Origin of the sequence: Tardiphaga alba (assembly GCF_018279705.1) — a bacterium.
GTDB lineage: Bacteria > Pseudomonadota > Alphaproteobacteria > Rhizobiales > Xanthobacteraceae > Tardiphaga > Tardiphaga alba.
In genome coordinates, this window is sequence record NZ_CP036498.1 from 2298209 (window position 1) to 2316553 (window position 18345).

Consider the following 18345-nt stretch of genomic DNA (forward strand, 5'->3'; position numbering starts at 1 on the left):
GAAGGAAGTCGTCATGTCCGCATCCTCGCAACTCAATGCCGTCCTCGCGCATGTCGATGGCGATTTCGATCAGGCGCTGGAGCGGCTGTTCACGCTGTTGCGCATCAAGTCGATCTCCGCCGATCCCGCTTTTGCGGATGACTGCAGGAAGGCGGCGGAGCATCTCGCCGGCGAGATCGCAGCGCTCGGCTTCAAGGCCGAGGTGCGGCCGACCGCGGGCCATCCGGCCATCGTTGCCACGGCGAACGGCAATACGGGCAACCGCCCGCATGTGCTGTTCTACGGCCACTACGACGTGCAGCCGGTCGATCCGCTGGAGCTGTGGCATCGCCCGCCCTTCGAGCCGGTGGTGACCAAGCATGCCGATGGCCGCGACATCATCGTCGCGCGCGGCGCGCAGGATGATAAGGGGCAGCTTTCCACCTTCGTCGAGGCCTGCCGGGCCTGGGTGAAGGTGACGGGATCGCTGCCCATCGATCTCACCATCTGCATCGAGGGCGAGGAGGAGGTTGGCTCGAAGAACTTTGTGCCGTTCCTCGAAGCCAACAAGAAAGAGCTTGCAGCGGATTTCGCCGTGGTCTGCGACACCGGCATGTGGGATCCATCGACGCCAGCCATCACCACCGCCTTGCGCGGCCTCGTCTATGAAGAGGTGAAGATCACCGCCGCCAATCGCGACCTGCATTCCGGCATCTATGGCGGTGGCGCGCGCAATCCGATCCGCGTGCTCACCAATATCCTCGGCAAGCTTCATGACGACACCGGCCGCATCACCATTCCCGGCTTCTATGATGGCGTGAAGGACCTGCCGGCGGATATCCTCAAGCAGTGGAAGGGCCTGGGCCTAACGCCGGACAGCTTCCTGAAGCCGATCGGCTTGTCGATCCCGGCCGGCGAGCAGGACCGCGAGCTGATCGAGCAGATCACCTCGCGCCCGACTTGCGATATCAACGGCATCGTCGGCGGCTATACGGGCGAGGGCTCGAAGACCGTGATCGCCTCGCATGCCTCGGCCAAGGTTTCGTTCCGCATCGTCGAAGGCCAGGACCCCGGCAAGATCCGCGATGCGTTCCGCAAATTCGTCATCGATCAGCTGCCCGGCGATTGCACGGCCGAGTTCCTCGACCACTCCAACGCGCCGGCCATCGCGCTCGACTGGAACATGAAGCCGCTCGCGGCGGCGCGCGATGCGCTGACCGAAGAATGGGGCAAGCAGGCGCTGCTGATCGGCTCCGGTGCGTCGATCCCGATCGTCGCCGACTTCAAGCGCACGCTCGGCCTGGACTCGCTGATGATCGGCTTCGGTCTCGACGACGACAACATCCATTCACCGAACGAGAAATATGACCTGCGCAGCTTCCAGAAGGGCATCCGCTCCTGGACACGCATCATCGCGGCGCTGTCGGAGGTGAAGACGTAAGCATCTGTAGGGTGGGCAAAGACGCTCTTGTGCCGTGCCTACCACACCCTGTCGTGCATGCGGTGGTGGGCACGCTTCCGCCGTCGCGCTTCGCGCTATGGCGGTCGCTTTGCCCACCCTACAATGACGCAGATCAATGGCGGGGCGCGGTTCTCCGTCTTTGCTTCAAGCAACAACAGGGAGAACGCCAATGTCCGCCAGCGAGATCGCCAATACTCATTTCACGGCCGCCATGGCCGCAGCGCAGGCGGCGGGGATCGATCAGGACGGCGTCTGCCGCGCGATGCTGGGGCTGATCGTCTCCAAATATCTGGAAAGCCGCAGCGCCGCCGACGTGCAGTCGGAGCTTCATTTCCTCGCTGATAATTGCGATCCGGATACCGATTTCGCGTTCATGCGGCCGTAGCTAACTGGCGATGTGATCTTCAGAGCGCGTTCAAGTTTGCTGATGGATCATATTCCGTTGAGGGCGCCACCCTTCACGGGCAAGGTTGGTCTGCGAGACGCCTTGATTTTTAGCTATTAATCGCTATTTTCCTGAGTGGAGGCTTTGTGGCGCGAAAGTGTTGCATTGCCTTTTTCGTTTGGCTCAGAGTTTTTCGCTCGCCGTTCTGAGGTCGTCGATATAGGCGACGCTCCACACTTCAAAGTCACTCTTCCCTTGGATGCTACGGACGGCGCGATGACGTAGTCGCTTTAATTGGGCGATATATGGCGCCAGTTCTTCGCGCGCTGGCTTTTCCATTGTCGGTAACCGAAATCCCCAAGACAGGCAGTATGCGACAAGATCCGCGATCTGAATTCCGATGGTTAGATCGCTATGCACGAAGAACGGTTCAGGGATAATAAGTTCTGCGCGATGCCTGCCGATCGCCGTTTCCTTGAAGTATTTGTGTGCCTGATCAATCAGGATGTGACTTCGGGTTTTATCGAGTTCGTCAAAAACGATGATGCCGTGTTGGGGAAACCCGGTTAGCGTCGTCTGATCCTCTAGAAAATAGAAGAATCTCTCGAAAAGATATCCGTAGTCTTTGCGAAGGCCGCCACCTGTGGTTTGAGGAGCAGCCGGATGAACGAGGCTCGCGAAGATCTTGCAATCATAGTTTTCGCAGATAGCAAAGACGTCGGTTACGTAAGAAATCTTCGCAAGCGACAATGCTTTTATGTTTCGTTCCGAGCCATGCTGCGCTCCGTTGTCCAGCACGGCTTTTGCCAAGGCAGATACCTCATTCGGGAGTATCTCAGGCAAGGTGCGTGCTTTAGCGAACGTCTTTCGCTTGAGGATTGCTTTTCCCTTTAGCTCCCTCTCTCCGTCGCTGTAACGCCGACCGAAGTTAGTCGTCTCGGCGTCGTGAAGTTCTTTCACGAGATCCCAAAGGTCTGCATCGAGAATTGCCACTCCGGCGAGGACCTCATAGGGAGATTCCCGGTGGTCTTGCCCACTCTCATCGATGAAGAGAAACCACGCCATCAACACAGGCTAGCGAGTAGGCCAAAATTATCAACTTAAAATTGTGTATATCTCAAAAGAAACGCCGCCCGGGATTGGGCGGCGTTTTGTCGTCTGCGTAGAGGTTTGTGGCCTCTCTATAGCACGTGATTTTAGGTCCGGTAAGACGGATCGCGGCGGTCGAGCTTGCGCAGCATCGGCGGCCAGACCAGCTTTTGGGAGCGCAGCTCGGCCTTGTCGGGGTTGCCGACCAGCGCCGCATTCTTGTCGATGACGATCTGCTCCACCGGATAGGCGGTGGGGCCAAGCATGCGGGTGCGGACCTGCATGGTGCAGGCGCGTTCCAGATAATACATGCGCTCGAAGGCCGAGGCGACGGAGCGGCCGACGGTCAGCGTGCCGTGATTGCGCAGCAGCATGATGTTCTTGTCGCCGAGATCCTTCTGCAGGCGGGGACGTTCGTCGTGATCGAGGGCGACGCCTTCATAGTCGTGATAGGCGAGTTCCGGGATCACCAGCTGTGCGGTCTGGTTCAGCGGCTGCAGGCCTTCCATGCAGGAGGCGACGGCGGTGCCATCCGGCGTATGCAGATGCATCACGCAGCCGGCATCCTCGCGCACTTCATGGATCGCGGAATGGATGGTGAAGCCTGCGGGGTTGATGCTGTAGTCGCTTTCGGAGAGCTGGTTGCCGTCGAGATCGACCTTCACCAGGCTCGATGCGGTGATCTCTTCGAAGATCAGGCCGTAGGGATTGATCAGGAAGTGATGCTCCGGGCCGGGCACGCGGGCAGAGATGTGGGTGTCGATGAGATCGTCCCAGCCATAGAGCGCGACCAGACGATAGGCGGCGGCCAGGTCGACGCGCTGCGCCCATTCGGCCTCGGTCATATGCTTCGGCACTTCTTTCAGATGGGCAGCTTCGGCTGGTGACATAAGTCATCTCCGGTTGGATATATCGGTGGTGGGGGCAGCCTAGTCGTGCGCCGGCAAGGCGGCAAGCCGGTGGCGATGCGCGGCAGTCATGCTTTCGGGCCCGACAGCGACGGTCGTGGCTGACGGGGACCGGATGCGGGCACGGCTTTACCAGACCGGCGCAGTGCTTTGGGCGCGTGCATGCTCTGCAGTACGTCGCCGATCACGGCAGCGGCCTTGTCGATCTCCTGTTCGTTCCAAGCGGCGAAGCCGAGGAACAGTCCCTTGCCGGTGACCGGGCCTGTGAAATGCTGCGAGAGCGCGCGTGCGGTGACGCCGGCATGCGCCAGACGCGCGACGACGTCGCGATCGTCCCAATGCGGCGCGAGATGAGCAAGCAGTTGCATGCCGCCGGCCGGCCGCTCCACGGTGAGATGATCGCCTGCATGCAGGCGCAGTGCCTGCACCAGATGGTCGCGCCTGCCGTGATAGATTCGCGTCATCCTGCGGATATGGGCGGCGAAATGCCCGTCATCGATGAAACCGGTGAGCGCATCCTGCACCGGCGCGGGGACGATCTGTCCACTTCGGCGCTGTGCGGTCTCGAACACGGCGACGAGATCGGGCGGCACGATAGCATAGCCGCTGCGGATATCGGCGAACATCGATTTCGCGAATGTGCCGACATAGAACACGCGGCCGTTGCGATCGAGGCCTTGCAGCGCCGCGACAGGGCGGCCGTCATAGTGGAATTCGCTGTCATAGTCGTCCTCAACCAGCGCGCAGCCGGTGTCGTCGGTGAATGCCAGCAGCTCCTGACGCCGGGAGACGGGCATCAGGCGACCTGTCGGATGCTGGTGCGACGGCGTCACGAAGATCAGGCGCGGACGATCGCGCCGGCCCTTGAGCGCGATGCCGCCATCATCCAGCGTGATGCCGCGCGCCGTGGCATCCGTCGCTTCCAGTGCGGCACGCGCGCCGCCATAGCCGGGGCTTTCGACCCAGCCGATGTCACCGGCATTGACGAGCATGCGCGCGATCAGTTCGAGCGACGCCTGCGCGGAGGGCATGATGATGATCTGCCGCGCCTCGGCCTTGACTCCGCGATGCGCAACGAGATGGCGGAGCAGGGCCTCGCGCAACGGTGCGCGGTTGATAGTCGGCAATCGGGTGAGCGGCCGCCGCGCAGCGCGCCGGAGATAACGTCCCCACAGATCGTGCGGAAACAACCGGGCATCGGCCAGCACGGTGGCGAGCGGCCGCGGCGGGCCTTCGATCGGGAACGGCCAGTCGGTCTTGCGTGTGCGATCGGCCCAGCGCGACAGGCGCAGCGGACGGATGCGGGTTTGCCGGACGGATTGCCCGGTGGCGAGGGTCGTGGCCGGCACCTCCGCTACGGTGGGACGGCGTCCGCGCGCAATGTTGAGATAACCCTCCATCGCGAGCTGATCGATCACGAGCGAGATCGTGTTGCGCGACACCCGAAGCCGGAGCGCGAGATCGCGGCTGGACGGCAGGCGCAGCCCGCGCGGCAATGCGCCGTTCAGGATCCGTGCGCGCAGCTCATCATAGAGTTGCCGCGTCAATGTCGTGCCGGCGGCCGGCTTGAGATCGAGCGACGCCAGGCCAACGGGAATGTCGTCCATAACTGGCCCTGTCATTTTTAACGAAATGGATCTTTGTTTGGAGCCAGTAGAGCCTAGGGTCGCCGGCCTGTCGAGAGGTTCGACAGCGACGAATGGTTGACGCGCATGACTGATCACCTGCTGACGCGCCGCACGGCACTTGTGTTGTTCTCCGTGGTCGTTGTGACGTGGGGGCTGAACTGGACCGTCACGAAATTCCTGGTCCTGAGCGTATCGCCGCTGTGGTCGAGCGCGATCCGGTCGGCGCTGGCGACAGTGACGCTGCTGGTCGTGCTGCTGGCGCGCCGGCAACTGATCGTGCCCGCGCGGGGCGACTGGCCCGTGGTCCTATCCGTGGCTACGCTACATATGGGCGCGTTCTCTGCGCTCATCGCATTCGGCCTGCAACTGGTCCCGGTCGGACGGTCCATCGTGCTCGGCTATACGACGCCGCTCTGGGTCGCGCCCGCGGCGTGGCTGTTGCTGCGTGAACCGATCACACCGGCGCGGCTGGGCGGCATCGCGCTCGGCCTTGCCGGGCTGATGGTTATGTTCAATCCGCTCGCATTCGACTGGGCCTCACGCGACGCGCTGGTCGGCAATGGATTGCTGCTGTTGGCGGCGCTGTGCTGGGCCGCGAACATCGTCTATCTGCGCCGACACCGCTGGATCGCAACGCCGTTTCAACTCGTGTTCTGGCAGGCGTTGCTGGCGAGCTTGATCCTCACGACACTGGCCTTCCTCTGCGAGGGACCACCGCCGGCCATCGTCTGGACGCGCGAGCTCGTGGCGGCATTTCTGTTCGCTGGCATCTGCGGCACGGCGCTGGCGCATTGGGCGATGGCGCTGATCAATCGCAGCCTGCCGGCCACGACGACATCGCTGGGACTGCTGGCAACGCCGGTGATGGGCGTCATTCTGTCGGCGCTGCTGCTCGGCGAGACCGTCAGTCTCGCGCTGGTCGTCGCGATGGCGCTGATCCTCGGCGGCATCGCGGTGGGCACGTTCACGGGCGGGACGCCTGCGCAGCTCAGCCGAGCCGTTCGCCGACCAGTTGTCCGATCGCCTTGAACACGGCGTCGATCTGCGCGGGCGTCGGCTTGCCGCCCCGCGTATAGGCGGCGATTACCACCGGGCGATCCGGCGCCGGCCATGCCACGGCGATGTCGCCGGCGGCGTCCTTGCCGTTGTTGCCGGTCTTGTCACCGATCTTCCAGGACGCGGGCAGGCCCGCACGCAAACGATTGGCGCCGGTCTTGCAATTCACCAGCCATTCGACGAATTGCGCGCGCGACACCGGCTGCAGCCCGTCGCCGATGGCGAGATGTTCGAGGCTCAAGGCCATGGCGCGCGGCGTCGTCGTGTTCTCGATCCTGCCAAGAGGAGTGCGATTGAGTTCAAGCTCGTAATCGTCGAGGCGCGAGGTGACGTCGCCATGTTCACGCCAGAAGGCGGTCAGAGCCTTGGGGCCGCCGATACGCGCGAGCAGCAGATTGGCGCAGGTGTTGTCGCTGATCTCGACGATCGCTTTCGCCATCTCGCCGACGGACAGCGCACCCTTGGCGAGATTCTCTTTCGCGACCGGTGCGTGCGTGATCAGATCTTTTTGCGTGTAGGGGATCATGGCATCGAGCTGATCCTTGCCGTGATCGACGCGCGACAGCACGCAGGCCGCGAGCGAGGCCTTGAACGTGCTGCACATGACGAAGCGATCGGTGTCGCGCCAGCGCAGTTCGGCGCCGCTGGTCAGGTTCCTGGCATAGACGCCGATCCGCCCACCGCTGTCGCGCTCATAGGCGAGCAAGGCGGCCGGGGCTTCTTTGGCGAAAGCCGGGGTGGCCGCGAAGGCCGATGCAGTCAGGAGAAAGGTGCGGCGATCAATCATCATGCGATCTCGCTCGCAGCCGAACGGGGAGAAATGATGGCGTTCGATGCGGACGGCATCGAACGCACAGGCGCATTACGGCGCGGGGATCGCCAGCAGGCTGGAAATGCTGCTGCCGCGAATGTCGTAGACGCGAGCGAACACGACGTCGTCGCGCTTGATTTCGGCGATCACGGGGGCGGTGAGGCCCTTGCAGTAGAATTCGCCAAGGGTCATCGCGAAGTCGGCGGCGTGGCTGTCCCATCCGATGGTGAAGTCAGGACCGAGCGCGACCTGCGCCGGGCGCTGCGGACCGCACACCGCGACCTTCCACTTGCGGCCGGCGGGGGCGTGTTCCTGCCGCTCGTCGATCTGCTCCTTCAGCGCGTCCGATGCCTGCTTCAGCGCGAGGCCCCAGTAATCGAGCATGAACAGCGCGTCGGCCTGGCGCACGGTGCCGGCGACATAATTGAAGTGCGTGTACTGATAGGGATGCAGCCGGATCATTTCGGCCATCGGCAGCATCAGGCCGAATGACAGCGCAGCCACGGCCGCGGCCTGTGCGCCACGATGATGGACGCGCAGCCAGCCCATCAGCGACGCGAAGGCGACGCCGGCCAGCACCGTCATCGGCGGGATGACGAAAATGAAATGTCGGATGCCGTTATAGAGCGCCGGGCGCTTCACCATGGCGATGATCAGCGGCAGCATCGCAGCCGCCGTCAGCATCAGCAGGATGGTCTTGCGGCGCGCCGGCACGTCCTTGCGGGCGGCGGAAAAGATCGTCAGCGCGATGCCGCCGGCCAGCAACGTGATGAGCACTTCCGGCAGCTGCAGCGCGAACAGCGTCGGCAGATAGGACCACGGCATGTCCGGCACCGAGATCATGGCGCCGTCGAACATTTCCTTCCATGGCTTCTCGAAGAAGGTGGAGAAGTAGGTCAGTGCGCGCAGCGGATTGGCGGGCTCCAGGATCGACCATGGCCAGATCAGGCCCATGATCAGATAGCCGAAGGCGAGGCCGGGCAGCAGCAGATAGACGACGTGCAGCAGGCGGCGGATGCTTTCGCGCAGGCCGTTGTTGCGCCACTCTTCGAGGAACAGCGGCGCGAAGCCGATCAGCGCATAGATCAGTGTGAGGCCGGCCAGGATGCGGCAACCGATCGAGCAGCCGGCACCGATGCCGAGGATCAACACGGTGCGCTGCGACGGATTGGGATATTCCTGCACGAGCCGGACGAGGCCGAGCATCAGCACGATCATGGCCACGGCGAAGGGCGCATCCTTCGGGTTCATGAACATGTGGCCGTAGAAGGTCGGGCACAGCGCCAGCAGCAGCAGCGTGACGAGGCCGGCGACCGGGCCGGCGATCCGGCGGCTGACGCGCCAGGTGACGGCGATGCCGATCACGCCGACAATGGCGCCGAGCAGGCGACGCGTCTCGAACAGTTCGAGCGGGATGACCTTGTGCAGCAGCGCTGCGGCCATGTCGAAACCGCCGCCATACATATAGAGATTGGCAAAGGAGAGGGCGCCGGTATCGCGGAAGCCCGATCCATACATCTTCAGCAAGAGGTCGGCATATTCGGCGTGGGTGTAGTCGTCCCAGCCGAGTCCGTAATCCCTGAAGGTGAAAGCGGCAACGATGCTGACAACAACCAGCGCCAGGATGGCGAGGTCGTCACATGTTTGGTCCACCGAGCGCCGCGCAGGCGTGTCGATGTCCGCAGTCGTAATCGATGACATGGCTATAGATAACCCGGTGCCCTACAATGGCTCAGCGTAGCGCCTTCTGAGCCTCGTTCCCCGGCATCGATATAGCGCACTTCTCTTTTGAAGTAATTGAGAATTGTGGCTGAAGTTGTCTTAACGCAAGGCAACAACGCGCCAGCACAAAAGCTTTGTGGGAAAGCCATTCGGCGGGGCAGCCGGGCGCGGGATCGGGCCGTCAAGCCAGCCAAGCAGATGGTCGGAAGCCTCTACCGCCGTTGAGATTTCCCCAAGCTATGAACGCTAAATTGCCGTTTGGTGAAGTGCGTCATATGACGCTATCTTGGTGGCGTGACGAGACTCGCGGGGTGTCCGTCCAAGAGTTCGTCCAGGAGTTTGACGACGATGACAGTGCTGCTGATTGCCGGGATCGGGGTTATCCTGGCAGGCCTTGCCGCGGTGGGTTTTGGTATTCCGGTCAAGGAATTCGGGTTTGGCAATACGCTGATCCTGACCGGGTCGGTCGGGGTGTGCACCGGCCTGATCATGATCAGCCTCGGGATCGTCGTCCGCGAAATCAAGAAACTGGTTCCGCTGCCCGGTTCGGTCGAGGCGATGCCGCGGATGCCGCGCCGCGAACTCAACCTGACGCCGCCCGTCGATGACGCCGAGGAGGACGAGGAGCCCGCGCCGCGGCCGAACCCGCTCTTCGATCGGGAGGTTCCTCCAGTTCCGCGCCCCGCAGCGCCCGACAGTGGCGCACCGCCCTGGCAGGACGACGTGCTGCGCGACCGGGAACGCCTGGCCGCTGCCGCCAGTGGCGCGTCCGAGGAGCCGAAGCGCCGCAATCTGATGTTCTCTTCCACCCGACGCGAGCGTGCGAAGGAGCAGTCCGAGGCCGCGGTGGCGCAGGCCCTGCAGCTCGATCTCGATGCGCCCGAGCCGACGCCGGCGGCGGACGAGACGCGGGCGCGCGAGCCCGGCAATTTCGATAATGCGTGGCCGCAAAGCGATCGCCCGCGCACCGACCGTCCGCAACCGGATCGTCCGCGTTTCTCCGATGCGATCCGCCAGGCGGCGCGTGCGTCGACGACCCACGAGGCCGATCATCTGCCGGATCTCAACGACATTCCTGACCGCGAGCCGCCCGCGGCTGCACCGCCGGAACGGCCGGCAGGCGTCACCGTGCTGAAATCCGGCGTGGTCGATGGCATGGCCTATTCGCTGTATTCGGACGGCTCGATCGAGGCGCAGATGCCGGAGGGGCTGATGCGCTTCGCCTCCATCGACGACCTGCGCGAGCATCTCGACAACCGCAACTGATCAGGCTGCAGCCAATCCCCTATGCATGCGTGCGTTCAACTTGCCGCTTAAATAGTTCGGGAGCGCAATACGGTCATATTGCGTGACTAACCGGGCCGGCATCATACTCGCCAAGTATAGCGCCGCTCCCATTCCCGAAAGATCGCACGCATGACCGACACCGCCGGCAAGAGTTTCATCGACCTGACGGCAACGATCGTGTCGGCCTATGTGGCCAACAATCCGATGCCGGCGGCGGAATTGCCGGCTTTGATCAACCAGGTGCATGGCGCGCTGGTGCGGGTGTCGAACGGGGCGCCGGCGGTGACAACCAGCGAGCCGGCCAAGCCCGCGGTCTCGGTCAAGAAGTCGATGACCGCCGAATATCTGGTTTGTCTCGAAGACGGCAAACGCTTCAAGTCGCTGAAGCGGCATTTGCGGACCCAGTATGGCATGACCCCGGAGCAGTATCGCGAGAAGTGGGGCCTGCCGGCCGACTATCCCATGGTCGCGCCCAATTATGCGGTGGCACGCTCGCAGCTGGCCAAGAAGATGGGCCTCGGCCAGCAGCGCAAACGCCGCGGCAAATAGATACCTGGGTTCCACTTTCCGGAATGAATGTGGAACAAATCGGGACGAAAAGTTGACCGCTGTGAAGGCGAGCGCAGTCCTTGCGGGCGTGGCTGCCGCTATCCACAAATAGGAAAATCGTCAAAAATAGCGCTTGCGGAATCCGGTGAGGCATGTGTTTATTCTCCTATAAGGAGAACAAAATGAGAACAGCAGGAAGCCGCCGAGAGACACCGGATCCGATCAATCCGCATCGCGCGCGTCATCTGTCGCTGCAAGCGCGCAATGTGCTCACCGACGAGGGCGTGGCCAGCGTTCTGGTCAATGATGGCGAGAGCCCGCTGGCCTGGCTGGCGCGGCGCAAGGGCCGCGATGGCCGCAGCATGATCTCGCCGCAGCAATTTATCGCCGGCGAGAAGCTGCGCGCCGATTTCACCCGCGGCAACATGGCCCCGCGCGTTACCGCCAACTGGTCCGCACCGACCGGAGGCCGGCCGCGGGGCTCCGGCCTCAGTCCAGGCGACATGACCGATGTCATGATCACATCGCGGCAGAAGGTCGGGCAGGCGCTCGATGCCTGCGGTCCCGAATTCTCGGGGCTGCTGATGGATGTCTGCTGCTTCCTGCGCGGCCTCGAGGATATCGAGCGTGAACGGAGCTGGCCGGCGCGCTCGGCCAAGGTCGTGCTGCAGCTCGGGCTCGACCGGCTCGCGCGGCATTACGGCCTTGCGGACGAGGCCAAAGGCAGGTCGGCGAAGCTGCGGACCTGGCTCGCGGAGGATGCGGCGTTCGAGGTTTAGCCCGCGGTTTCCAGCGTCGCGCGGGCGTCGTTGCGGATGCGCTCGACCATCGAGCGCAACCCGTTCGAGCGCTGCGGGGTGAGGTGGTCGCGAAAACCGAGTTCGTCGAATACGGCGATGGCGTCGGTGGCCAGAATGTCCTTCGGCGTGCGATCGGAATAGAGCGACAGCAGGATCGCGATCAGGCCGCGGACGATATGGGCGTCGCTGTCGCCGAGATAGCTCAGCACCGGCGCACCGGTGTCGCTTTGCGCGACCTTGCGCGAGAGCCAGACCTGGCTGGCGCAGCCATTGACCTTGTTGGCGGCCGAATGCTCGTCGTCCGGCATCGGCGCAAGCGTGCGGCCGAGCTCGATGACATAGCGATAGCGGTCGTCCCAGTCTTCGAGCAGCTCGAAATTGGCGCGGATGTCGTCGATGGTCGTGGTCATGGAAACCTTGATGCAATGATCGGCCCTATATAGGGACGAACAGCATCAAATGCGACCGTATTCCGGGCATTTGTCGCCGGGAACCGGCTGACATTACGGGGCGGGCGGTGCGTCGGGCGAATGCCATTCCACCGCGAGATCGTCCTGGGTGAGCGTATTCGGCTGCACCATGGCGACATCGCCTTGCTCGCTGCCTTCGCCGCCAATCGAGCCGGTGGTGTCGGGCTTTTTCTCGGTGATGATCTGATAGACCTTGCGCGCGCCTTCCTTGGCGCGTTCGCCGATAAAGGCCGCGGCATTGCCGCCGACCTCGCAAGCCTGCGGCTGGCGCTTGCAGAACTGGCTCATATCCGATGCGGCAGCGGTCGCAGCAGAGATCGCGTCGGAAGCGCCGACCTGTGGCGCCGCCTTGTCGGCCTCGGGCGTGTGATCCCGCGGCAGCAGCACGAGCACCAGCCCGATCCAGAATGCCATGCGCAGCAGGAAGAACATGAAAACCCCGTTGGTCTCTTTCGAACGCGTGCGATCGATCGCAGTCAATACCGAAGCTAGGCAGCGTCGATAAACTTGAAGTATTTGCGAAGCGATTAATTCGACGAAAATTGACGCGATTGCAGATGGCGTAAATTTTCCATTGATGCGCGGCCGATGACGCCGATGCATGTGGATCGCGGGGCTTTCGAAGCCGTGTCCATACTTTCGAAACCATATGCGCGCCGGTGAAAGTTTCCGTTCACCATCATGCTCGAAGAAAAATGCGAAAACACCGTTCAAATCAGCATTTGCGCGTTAGGCACGGTCCGGCCCGCGATCGCTTTAGTGTTCGTTTAATGTCGCTCTGACAGGTTGGCGCAACAACAAAGGAGGCGTTTCGACGCGTCTGTCACGACGAGTATGTCGAAGCGAAACGAGTGCCAGTATTGAACATCATTCGCGACTGTCTTGATGCGATGCTGCACCCTTCAGCGCGCTATGATGCGTTGACCAGTGCGCGGCACCGCGCCTTCATGGCACCGCGTCTGATCGGTAGTCTCGCAGCCTTCGCGGCGTTTCCCGTCTATCTGGCGATGCGCGGCGCGCCGACGGCCATCGAGGTCGCGGCATTTGCGTGGCTGATCGCGCCGATCCTGTTGTCCTATTTCCTGTCGCGGACCGGCCGCTACGAAAACGCGCAGCTGATGTCGTCGGTCGCGCTCGCAAGCCTCGTGATGATGGTGGCCATCTCCACCGGCGGTATCGCGTCCTTCGCCGCGATCTGGCTCGTGGTGGTTCCCATCGAGGCCGCGTTGTCGGCGTCGCGCCGCGTCGTCGCATTCGCCTCCATGCTGGCGCTCGCCTGCGTCGGTCTACTGGCGGCGCTGACCGGGCTCGCCTGGCTGCCGGCCTCCGAAGCGGCTGTCGCCAGCCATGCCATCTTCATGACCTTCGGCATCGCATCCGCCACGCTTTATGCAGCCGGTCTCGCCTTCGGCGCGGAATCGCTCGGCCGCACCAGTGTGTCGCTGCTCAATGTCGAGGAAAACCGCTATCGCCTGCTGGCCCGGCACATGAGCGACGTGATCTCGCGTCACCGTCCGAACGGCACCGTGCAGTTCATCTCGCCGGCCGCCGAAGCGCTGGTGGGCGTGCAGCCGCAGCGTCTGCTCGGCCATGGCCTGTTCGATCGCGTCCATGTTGCCGATCGTCCGGCCTATCTCACCGCATTGTCCGATGCGGCGCGGGGCGGTGAGGCGCGCAGCGTCGAATTCCGGCTGCGCCGCGACGGCGCGCGCAACGAGCGTGCCGCTGCCGATTTCATCTGGGTCGAGATGCGATGCCAGCCGCTCGAGGCGGCCGACGATCGCACCGTGCCGGCCAATGCCGAGACCGAAGTGGTGGCCGTGCTGCGTGACGTCACCGATCGCAAGCTGCAGCAGGATGCGCTGGAAGAAGCGCGGATCGTCGCCGAGCGCGCCGATGCTTCGAAGACAAGATTCTTGGCCACCATGAGCCATGAACTGCGCACGCCGCTGAATGCCATTATCGGCTTCTCAGACATGATGGCGCAGGAAGACGTGCTGATGCTGGACGCTGCCAAGCGCCAGGAATATGCGCGGCTGATCAATGATTCCGGCCTGCATCTGTTGTCGGTGGTGAATGGCATCCTCGATATGTCGAAGATCGAGTCCGGCAGTTTCGAACTGGCGCCCGAGCCGTTCGCACCGCGCTCGGTGCTGATCAATTGCTGCAATCTGCTGGCGCTGAAGGCGAGCGACAACGGCGTCGACCTGATCACCGATGCGCCGAAGGACCTGCCCGAAGTGAACGGCGATCCGCGCGCGTTCCGTCAGATCCTGCTCAATCTCGTCTCCAACGCCATCAAGTTCACCGAGCGCGGCGGCAGCGTCACCGTCACCGCCGGCGTCGAAGCGGCGCGTCTGATCGTGCGCGTGCGTGACACTGGTGTCGGCATCGCGGCCGACGATCTCGCGCGGATCGGCGATCCGTTCTTCCAGGCCGGCCAGACCTATCATCAGCGCCGCCACGAAGGCACCGGCCTCGGCCTCTCGATCGTCAAGAGTTTGGTCGGGCTGCATGGCGGCGAGATGCAGGTGCAGAGCCGCGTCGGCGAGGGGACCACGGTCACCATCGCACTGCCGCTCGACTATGCGCCGCCGGTGGCCGCACCGAGCAACATCACGACATTGACGCCCGCGCCGCGTAGCGCGCCGCCCGAGACCCTCGATCAGGTGAAGAAGAGTGCCTAAAGCAAGTTCCAAATCCGCCAAGTCCAAGCGCGCCCGTGCTGTCGTCGTCGATGAGCCGGCCGAGCGCGGGCTGTTCATGCGCATGTTGCTGCACAGCCCGAAGGACATGGTGGCAGGGCTGATCGCATTCTCCGCGGTGAGTGCGATCATTGCCAATGCGATCTTCCTGCAGAAAGGCCATCATCCGTCGCCGATGTTCGGCAGCAGCACGGTGGTGGCGTTTCCGGCGCCGACACCGACAATGAATCCGCTGCCGAAGCCGCGCCCGAGCGATGCGACGCTGACCTCGATGGATACCAGGCTCGACACGCGCATGCTGGATTCCCGGCCTGTGAATGCAGCCAGCGAAGCCAAGCCATCGGTGGTGGCGAAACCTGCCGAGCAGCGCAGTGGCGATCCGATGGGCAATCTCGTCAAGGCGACGGCTGCGCCTGCGCCGACTACGGCCTCGGTGGCGCGGCCGCCGGCAGCGATCCCGCATGCCGGCAAGGTCGATCCGCTCGGCGATCTCATCACCAATACCCGCCGCGTTGCCGCCGTGCAGCGCGCGCTCACCGAATTCGGCTATGGTCAGTTGAAGCCCACCGGCAATGTCGGCTCCGATACCGCGGCCGCGATCCAGCGCTTCGAACGCGAACGCAAGCTGCCGGTGACCGGGCAGATGTCCGATCGCATGGTGCGCGAGCTCGCCGCCGTCACCGGCCGCGCGATCGACTAGCGCCGGCCGACCGGCTGGCCTATCGTTTCCATCATGAGCCGTTTGAAATCATCCATATGGGTGGCCGCCTATCTGCGCCGCTGCCAGACCGAAGGCGTGTTCGGTGCGGTACGTCGTCGTGGTGCGGAGGAGGCGGGAGCGGTGTTCATCAAGCTGGCGCTGCTCGACGGCACCGCCATGCTGTTCACGCCGGCACCGCAATCCGCCTATGACGACAGCCGTCCGAGCGATCGCGTGTTCGCGCCATCGCCGCCGCAGCCGGTGGAAGAGCAGAAGGTCGAGGAGCGGCTGCAGAAAGAGATCAACTTCGATCCCGATCTCTGGATCGTCGAGATCGAGGACAGAGCCGGCCGGCACTTTCTGGATCTGGTGAAGGCCTAGCTTCCCGACGTATTGCGGATGCGTGTGATGTCGATGCCGGGCTGCACGCTCGGGCGCGACGACGGCATGGCGGGGCGGGCGCGCTGGCGCTCGTCGTCATACAGAGTCGGGCGGAATTTCGCACGCGTGGCTGCGAGATGTGCGCCGCGCCAGGCGGCCACCATGATCAGTGCCGCGCGCTCGGTCAGCACGTCATACATGCGCGACAGCCGATAGACATTGTTCACCGACGCGCCGAATTCCGGATTGAGGAACAGCAGCACGCGCTGAAAGATCGCGCTCGACATGCCAAGCGCCTTGGCGCAGCAGGCAAGCGCCTCGCCGCCGGGATCGTTCACCACCTGATCGGCGATCGCGATGGGCAGCATCAGGGCTTCGCTGATCTCGCGCGCGAAGTTTTCGCGATCTTCGGCGAAGGCCGCCATTTCGAGAATGTGCATGGCACGCGCAGCACGCGACTGCGGAATGCGGGCCGAGGGCTGCAGCGGCGTGTCGGCGAGATTGTGCAGCATTTTCGCGCGTTCGGCGGCATTGGCGGCGAAGAACAGGTTGCTGATTTCCGCGGCGTCCTGCGGCTGCATCGTGCGGTTGACGATGCGCGACGGCGGCGGTGCGGGCTGCTGCAATGTCGGCGCGGCCGGCGCTTCCGGCGCGATGGCAGGCGCCAGCGGCAACGGCTTGTCCGAGGTGTTCGGGCGCAATGCGAGCTGGTCGAGGATCACGCGCGGCGTGTTCGGATAGATCGACAGCCGGCCACGCACGGCGGCGCGGGTGGCGTCATCGACCTGCTCGATCAGACGCGAGGTCAGTTCGACGAACTGTTTCTCTTCGTCGGCGGAATGGGTGGGCGACTGCACATAGAGATCGGTCAGCACGCGCAGCAATGTCGGACGGATATCGACGCCTTCACGGCGCGATAATGTCATCAGGCCATCGAAGCCCGGAAACATCGGAGGAGAGGTCATGATCGGTACGCTGACAGAGGCTGCTTTGCCTCAAATTACGACCGACGAATTAATATCCGTTTAACCATGGGCCGGCGGCAGCAACGGATGTCGCGGGCGATGCGAATGCGCAGCGCTCGCGCGGTTCTGTGCAATCTACGAAATGAAAACGTAGCGGTGCGGACACACCGTTAAAGAAATCTCGAATGCGTGACATTTCACATCACATCGAAATAAATAGGTAACTTGGTATGGCAATATCGCCCTCAGCGTGTCTCCCGTTCGATTCTGTTCTGCAACGGGAGGTGTTTGGCCTCGATGCGCAGGGGGCCGCGGTCGCGAATGTCCCGCCTGCGTCAGACTGTGTCATTGCCGATGTCGCGTCCCGTTCAACGAATGATCATTCCCACGTCGCGACTGCTGAAGCGCGCGCTGCTTGCCGGCACGGCGCTGACGGCGGTGGTGCTCGGCTGGCAGCCGGCGATGGCGGCGTGTCCGGACGGTTTTGATGCCACCGGAAAAACCGGAGGCATCGGCTGCGGCGCCACCGGTGCGGGCGGGGCCGGAGGCCGCCCGTATAACGTTGGTAGCGCAGGGGGTGGTGGGGTCACGGCTTCCGGTGCGGGAAGTGGCGGTGGCGGCGGCGCCAGTTTTGAGAACGCAGGGCAAACGGGGACCGCCGATGGCGGTGCGGGGGCGGACGAAGGCGGTGGCCTCGGCGGCGGCGGCGGCGGCGGCGGTGGCGGCGTTGCGCAATCGATGACGACAGGCGGGCTCATCGCGTCGCCGCTCACCGGTGGTCTTGGAGGTGCGGGCGGCGCTGGAGACGATTTCGGGCGTGGCGGTGGCGGCGGCGGCGGAGGCGGTGGTGGCGGAGCCGGTGCCGTTCTTGGCGGCAGCGGCCAGGCTTATGAAGTCGATGCGACGGTCACGGGCGGCGGCGGCGGCGCGGGCGGAGCCGGCGGGCAATCGAGTGGAAATGCTTCGGCCGGTTATGGTGGCGATGGTGGCTCCGGCGCATTCGGCATCGGGGTATCGGATGCATCGCTGACCCTGCGCGCCGCTGTGATCGGCGGCGCTGGTGGCGCCGGTGGTGTCGGCGGGCGTGCACTGAACTGGTCGGCGGGGACCGGCGGCGCAGGAGGCGCGGGTGGCGCGGGCCTGACGGCGACGGGCACTGCGGCGCTTCTGCAGTCCAGCATCATTGGCGGTGCTGGCGGTGTTGGTGGCGCAGGAGGAGCGGTCGACGGCAACTCCGCAGGTTGGGGCGGGGCGGGCGGAGCGGGGGCGACGGGGGCTATCATCTCCGGGGCAGCCTGACGCTGGACACCGCAGGCGCGTTCGTGCGCGGCGGGGCCGGAGGCGTTGGCGGGGCAGGCGCCTATGGCGGCATTGCGGGGAGAAGTGGCCGCGGTGGCGCCGGCGGTGCAGGGGGCGTGGGCGTCCATCTCGACGCCGGGGCAGCGCTG

The 18345-nt window shown here is 63.9% G+C and carries 18 protein-coding genes; 10 read left to right on the forward strand and 8 right to left on the reverse strand.

Going from position 1 to position 18345, the window contains the following annotated elements; all coding sequences use genetic code 11:
• The first annotated feature begins 13 nt into the window (after nt 1-13).
• Complete coding sequence (locus tag RPMA_RS10720; protein ID WP_211912793.1) at nt 14-1420, forward strand: M20/M25/M40 family metallo-hydrolase; 1407 nt, start codon at nt 14-16, stop codon at nt 1418-1420.
• A 190-nt stretch (nt 1421-1610) separates the two neighbouring features.
• Entirely contained in the window at nt 1611-1826 is a 216-nt protein-coding gene (locus tag RPMA_RS10725) for a hypothetical protein (protein ID WP_211912794.1), read from the forward strand.
• Between the two features lie 183 nt (nt 1827-2009).
• Here the strand turns inward: RPMA_RS10725 and RPMA_RS10730 are convergent, their stop codons facing one another.
• The 3 genes from RPMA_RS10730 to pdxR all read right to left on the reverse strand — a co-directional run bounded on the left by RPMA_RS10730 (nt 2010) and on the right by pdxR (nt 5445).
• Complete coding sequence (locus tag RPMA_RS10730; RefSeq protein ID WP_211912795.1) at nt 2010-2891, reverse strand: DUF3800 domain-containing protein; 882 nt, start codon at nt 2889-2891, stop codon at nt 2010-2012.
• Nucleotides 2892-3022: 131 nt separating this feature from the next.
• The gene (locus RPMA_RS10735; protein ID WP_211912796.1) at nt 3023-3805 is read right to left on the reverse strand and encodes a class II aldolase/adducin family protein; all 783 of its coding nucleotides are present in this window, start codon (nt 3803-3805) and stop codon (nt 3023-3025) included.
• A gap of 86 nt (nt 3806-3891) precedes the next feature.
• Nucleotides 3892-5445, reverse strand: a complete 1554-nt coding sequence (gene pdxR, locus RPMA_RS10740; RefSeq protein WP_249225626.1) for a MocR-like pyridoxine biosynthesis transcription factor PdxR — start codon at nt 5443-5445, stop codon at nt 3892-3894.
• Nucleotides 5446-5535: 90 nt separating this feature from the next.
• On the opposite strand from pdxR, the gene RPMA_RS10745 reads away from it, so the two are divergent.
• Nucleotides 5536-6480, forward strand: a complete 945-nt coding sequence (locus RPMA_RS10745; RefSeq protein ID WP_211912797.1) for a DMT family transporter — start codon at nt 5536-5538, stop codon at nt 6478-6480.
• Here the strand turns inward: RPMA_RS10745 and bla are convergent.
• Entirely contained in the window at nt 6440-7297 is an 858-nt protein-coding gene (gene bla / locus RPMA_RS10750) for a class A beta-lactamase (protein ID WP_211912798.1), read from the reverse strand. The genes RPMA_RS10745 and bla overlap by 41 nt on opposite strands.
• Before the next feature lie 72 nt (nt 7298-7369).
• Complete coding sequence (locus RPMA_RS10755; RefSeq protein ID WP_211912799.1) at nt 7370-9019, reverse strand: glycosyltransferase family 39 protein; 1650 nt, start codon at nt 9017-9019, stop codon at nt 7370-7372.
• Between the two features lie 369 nt (nt 9020-9388).
• Here RPMA_RS10755 and RPMA_RS10760 point away from each other — a divergent pair, with 369 nt between their 5' ends.
• From RPMA_RS10760 to RPMA_RS10770, 3 genes are all read left to right on the forward strand, one after another.
• Nucleotides 9389-10306: a hypothetical protein gene (locus RPMA_RS10760; RefSeq protein WP_211912800.1), complete on the forward strand. Its 918-nt coding sequence runs from the start codon at nt 9389-9391 to the stop codon at nt 10304-10306.
• Between the two features lie 150 nt (nt 10307-10456).
• Nucleotides 10457-10876: a MucR family transcriptional regulator gene (locus tag RPMA_RS10765; RefSeq protein ID WP_211912801.1), complete on the forward strand. Its 420-nt coding sequence runs from the start codon at nt 10457-10459 to the stop codon at nt 10874-10876.
• A 182-nt stretch (nt 10877-11058) separates the two neighbouring features.
• Nucleotides 11059-11655, forward strand: a complete 597-nt coding sequence (locus RPMA_RS10770) for a DUF6456 domain-containing protein (protein WP_211912802.1) — start codon at nt 11059-11061, stop codon at nt 11653-11655.
• On the opposite strand, the gene RPMA_RS10775 is transcribed toward RPMA_RS10770, so the two are convergent.
• Both RPMA_RS10775 and RPMA_RS10780 read right to left on the reverse strand, forming a co-directional pair.
• Nucleotides 11652-12086, reverse strand: a complete 435-nt coding sequence (locus tag RPMA_RS10775; protein ID WP_211912803.1) for a SufE family protein — start codon at nt 12084-12086, stop codon at nt 11652-11654. The two genes, RPMA_RS10770 and RPMA_RS10775, sit on opposite strands and share 4 nt — an antisense overlap.
• A gap of 93 nt (nt 12087-12179) precedes the next feature.
• The gene (locus tag RPMA_RS10780) at nt 12180-12578 is read right to left on the reverse strand and encodes a DUF5330 domain-containing protein (RefSeq protein WP_211913605.1); all 399 of its coding nucleotides are present in this window, start codon (nt 12576-12578) and stop codon (nt 12180-12182) included.
• 428 nt (nt 12579-13006) lie between these two features.
• On the opposite strand from RPMA_RS10780, the gene RPMA_RS10785 reads away from it, so the two are divergent.
• Genes RPMA_RS10785 through RPMA_RS10795 form a run of 3 tightly spaced genes read left to right on the forward strand, consistent with a single transcriptional unit; the run spans nt 13007 to nt 15932 of the window.
• Nucleotides 13007-14833 (forward strand): PAS domain-containing sensor histidine kinase, encoded by a 1827-nt coding sequence (locus RPMA_RS10785; RefSeq protein WP_408056521.1) that lies wholly within the window; start codon nt 13007-13009, stop codon nt 14831-14833.
• Nucleotides 14826-15551: a peptidoglycan-binding domain-containing protein gene (locus RPMA_RS10790; protein WP_249225627.1), complete on the forward strand. Its 726-nt coding sequence runs from the start codon at nt 14826-14828 to the stop codon at nt 15549-15551. Before RPMA_RS10785 ends, RPMA_RS10790 begins: the two co-directional genes overlap by 8 nt.
• A gap of 33 nt (nt 15552-15584) precedes the next feature.
• Nucleotides 15585-15932: a DUF1491 family protein gene (locus RPMA_RS10795; RefSeq protein WP_211912804.1), complete on the forward strand. Its 348-nt coding sequence runs from the start codon at nt 15585-15587 to the stop codon at nt 15930-15932.
• On the opposite strand, the gene RPMA_RS10800 is transcribed toward RPMA_RS10795, so the two are convergent.
• Nucleotides 15929-16897, reverse strand: a complete 969-nt coding sequence (locus RPMA_RS10800; RefSeq protein WP_211912805.1) for a DUF2336 domain-containing protein — start codon at nt 16895-16897, stop codon at nt 15929-15931. The two genes, RPMA_RS10795 and RPMA_RS10800, sit on opposite strands and share 4 nt — an antisense overlap.
• 375 nt (nt 16898-17272) lie before the next feature.
• On the opposite strand from RPMA_RS10800, the gene RPMA_RS10805 reads away from it, so the two are divergent.
• Nucleotides 17273-18196: a hypothetical protein gene (locus tag RPMA_RS10805; protein WP_211912806.1), complete on the forward strand. Its 924-nt coding sequence runs from the start codon at nt 17273-17275 to the stop codon at nt 18194-18196.
• Nucleotides 18197-18345: the final 149 nt, after the last annotated feature.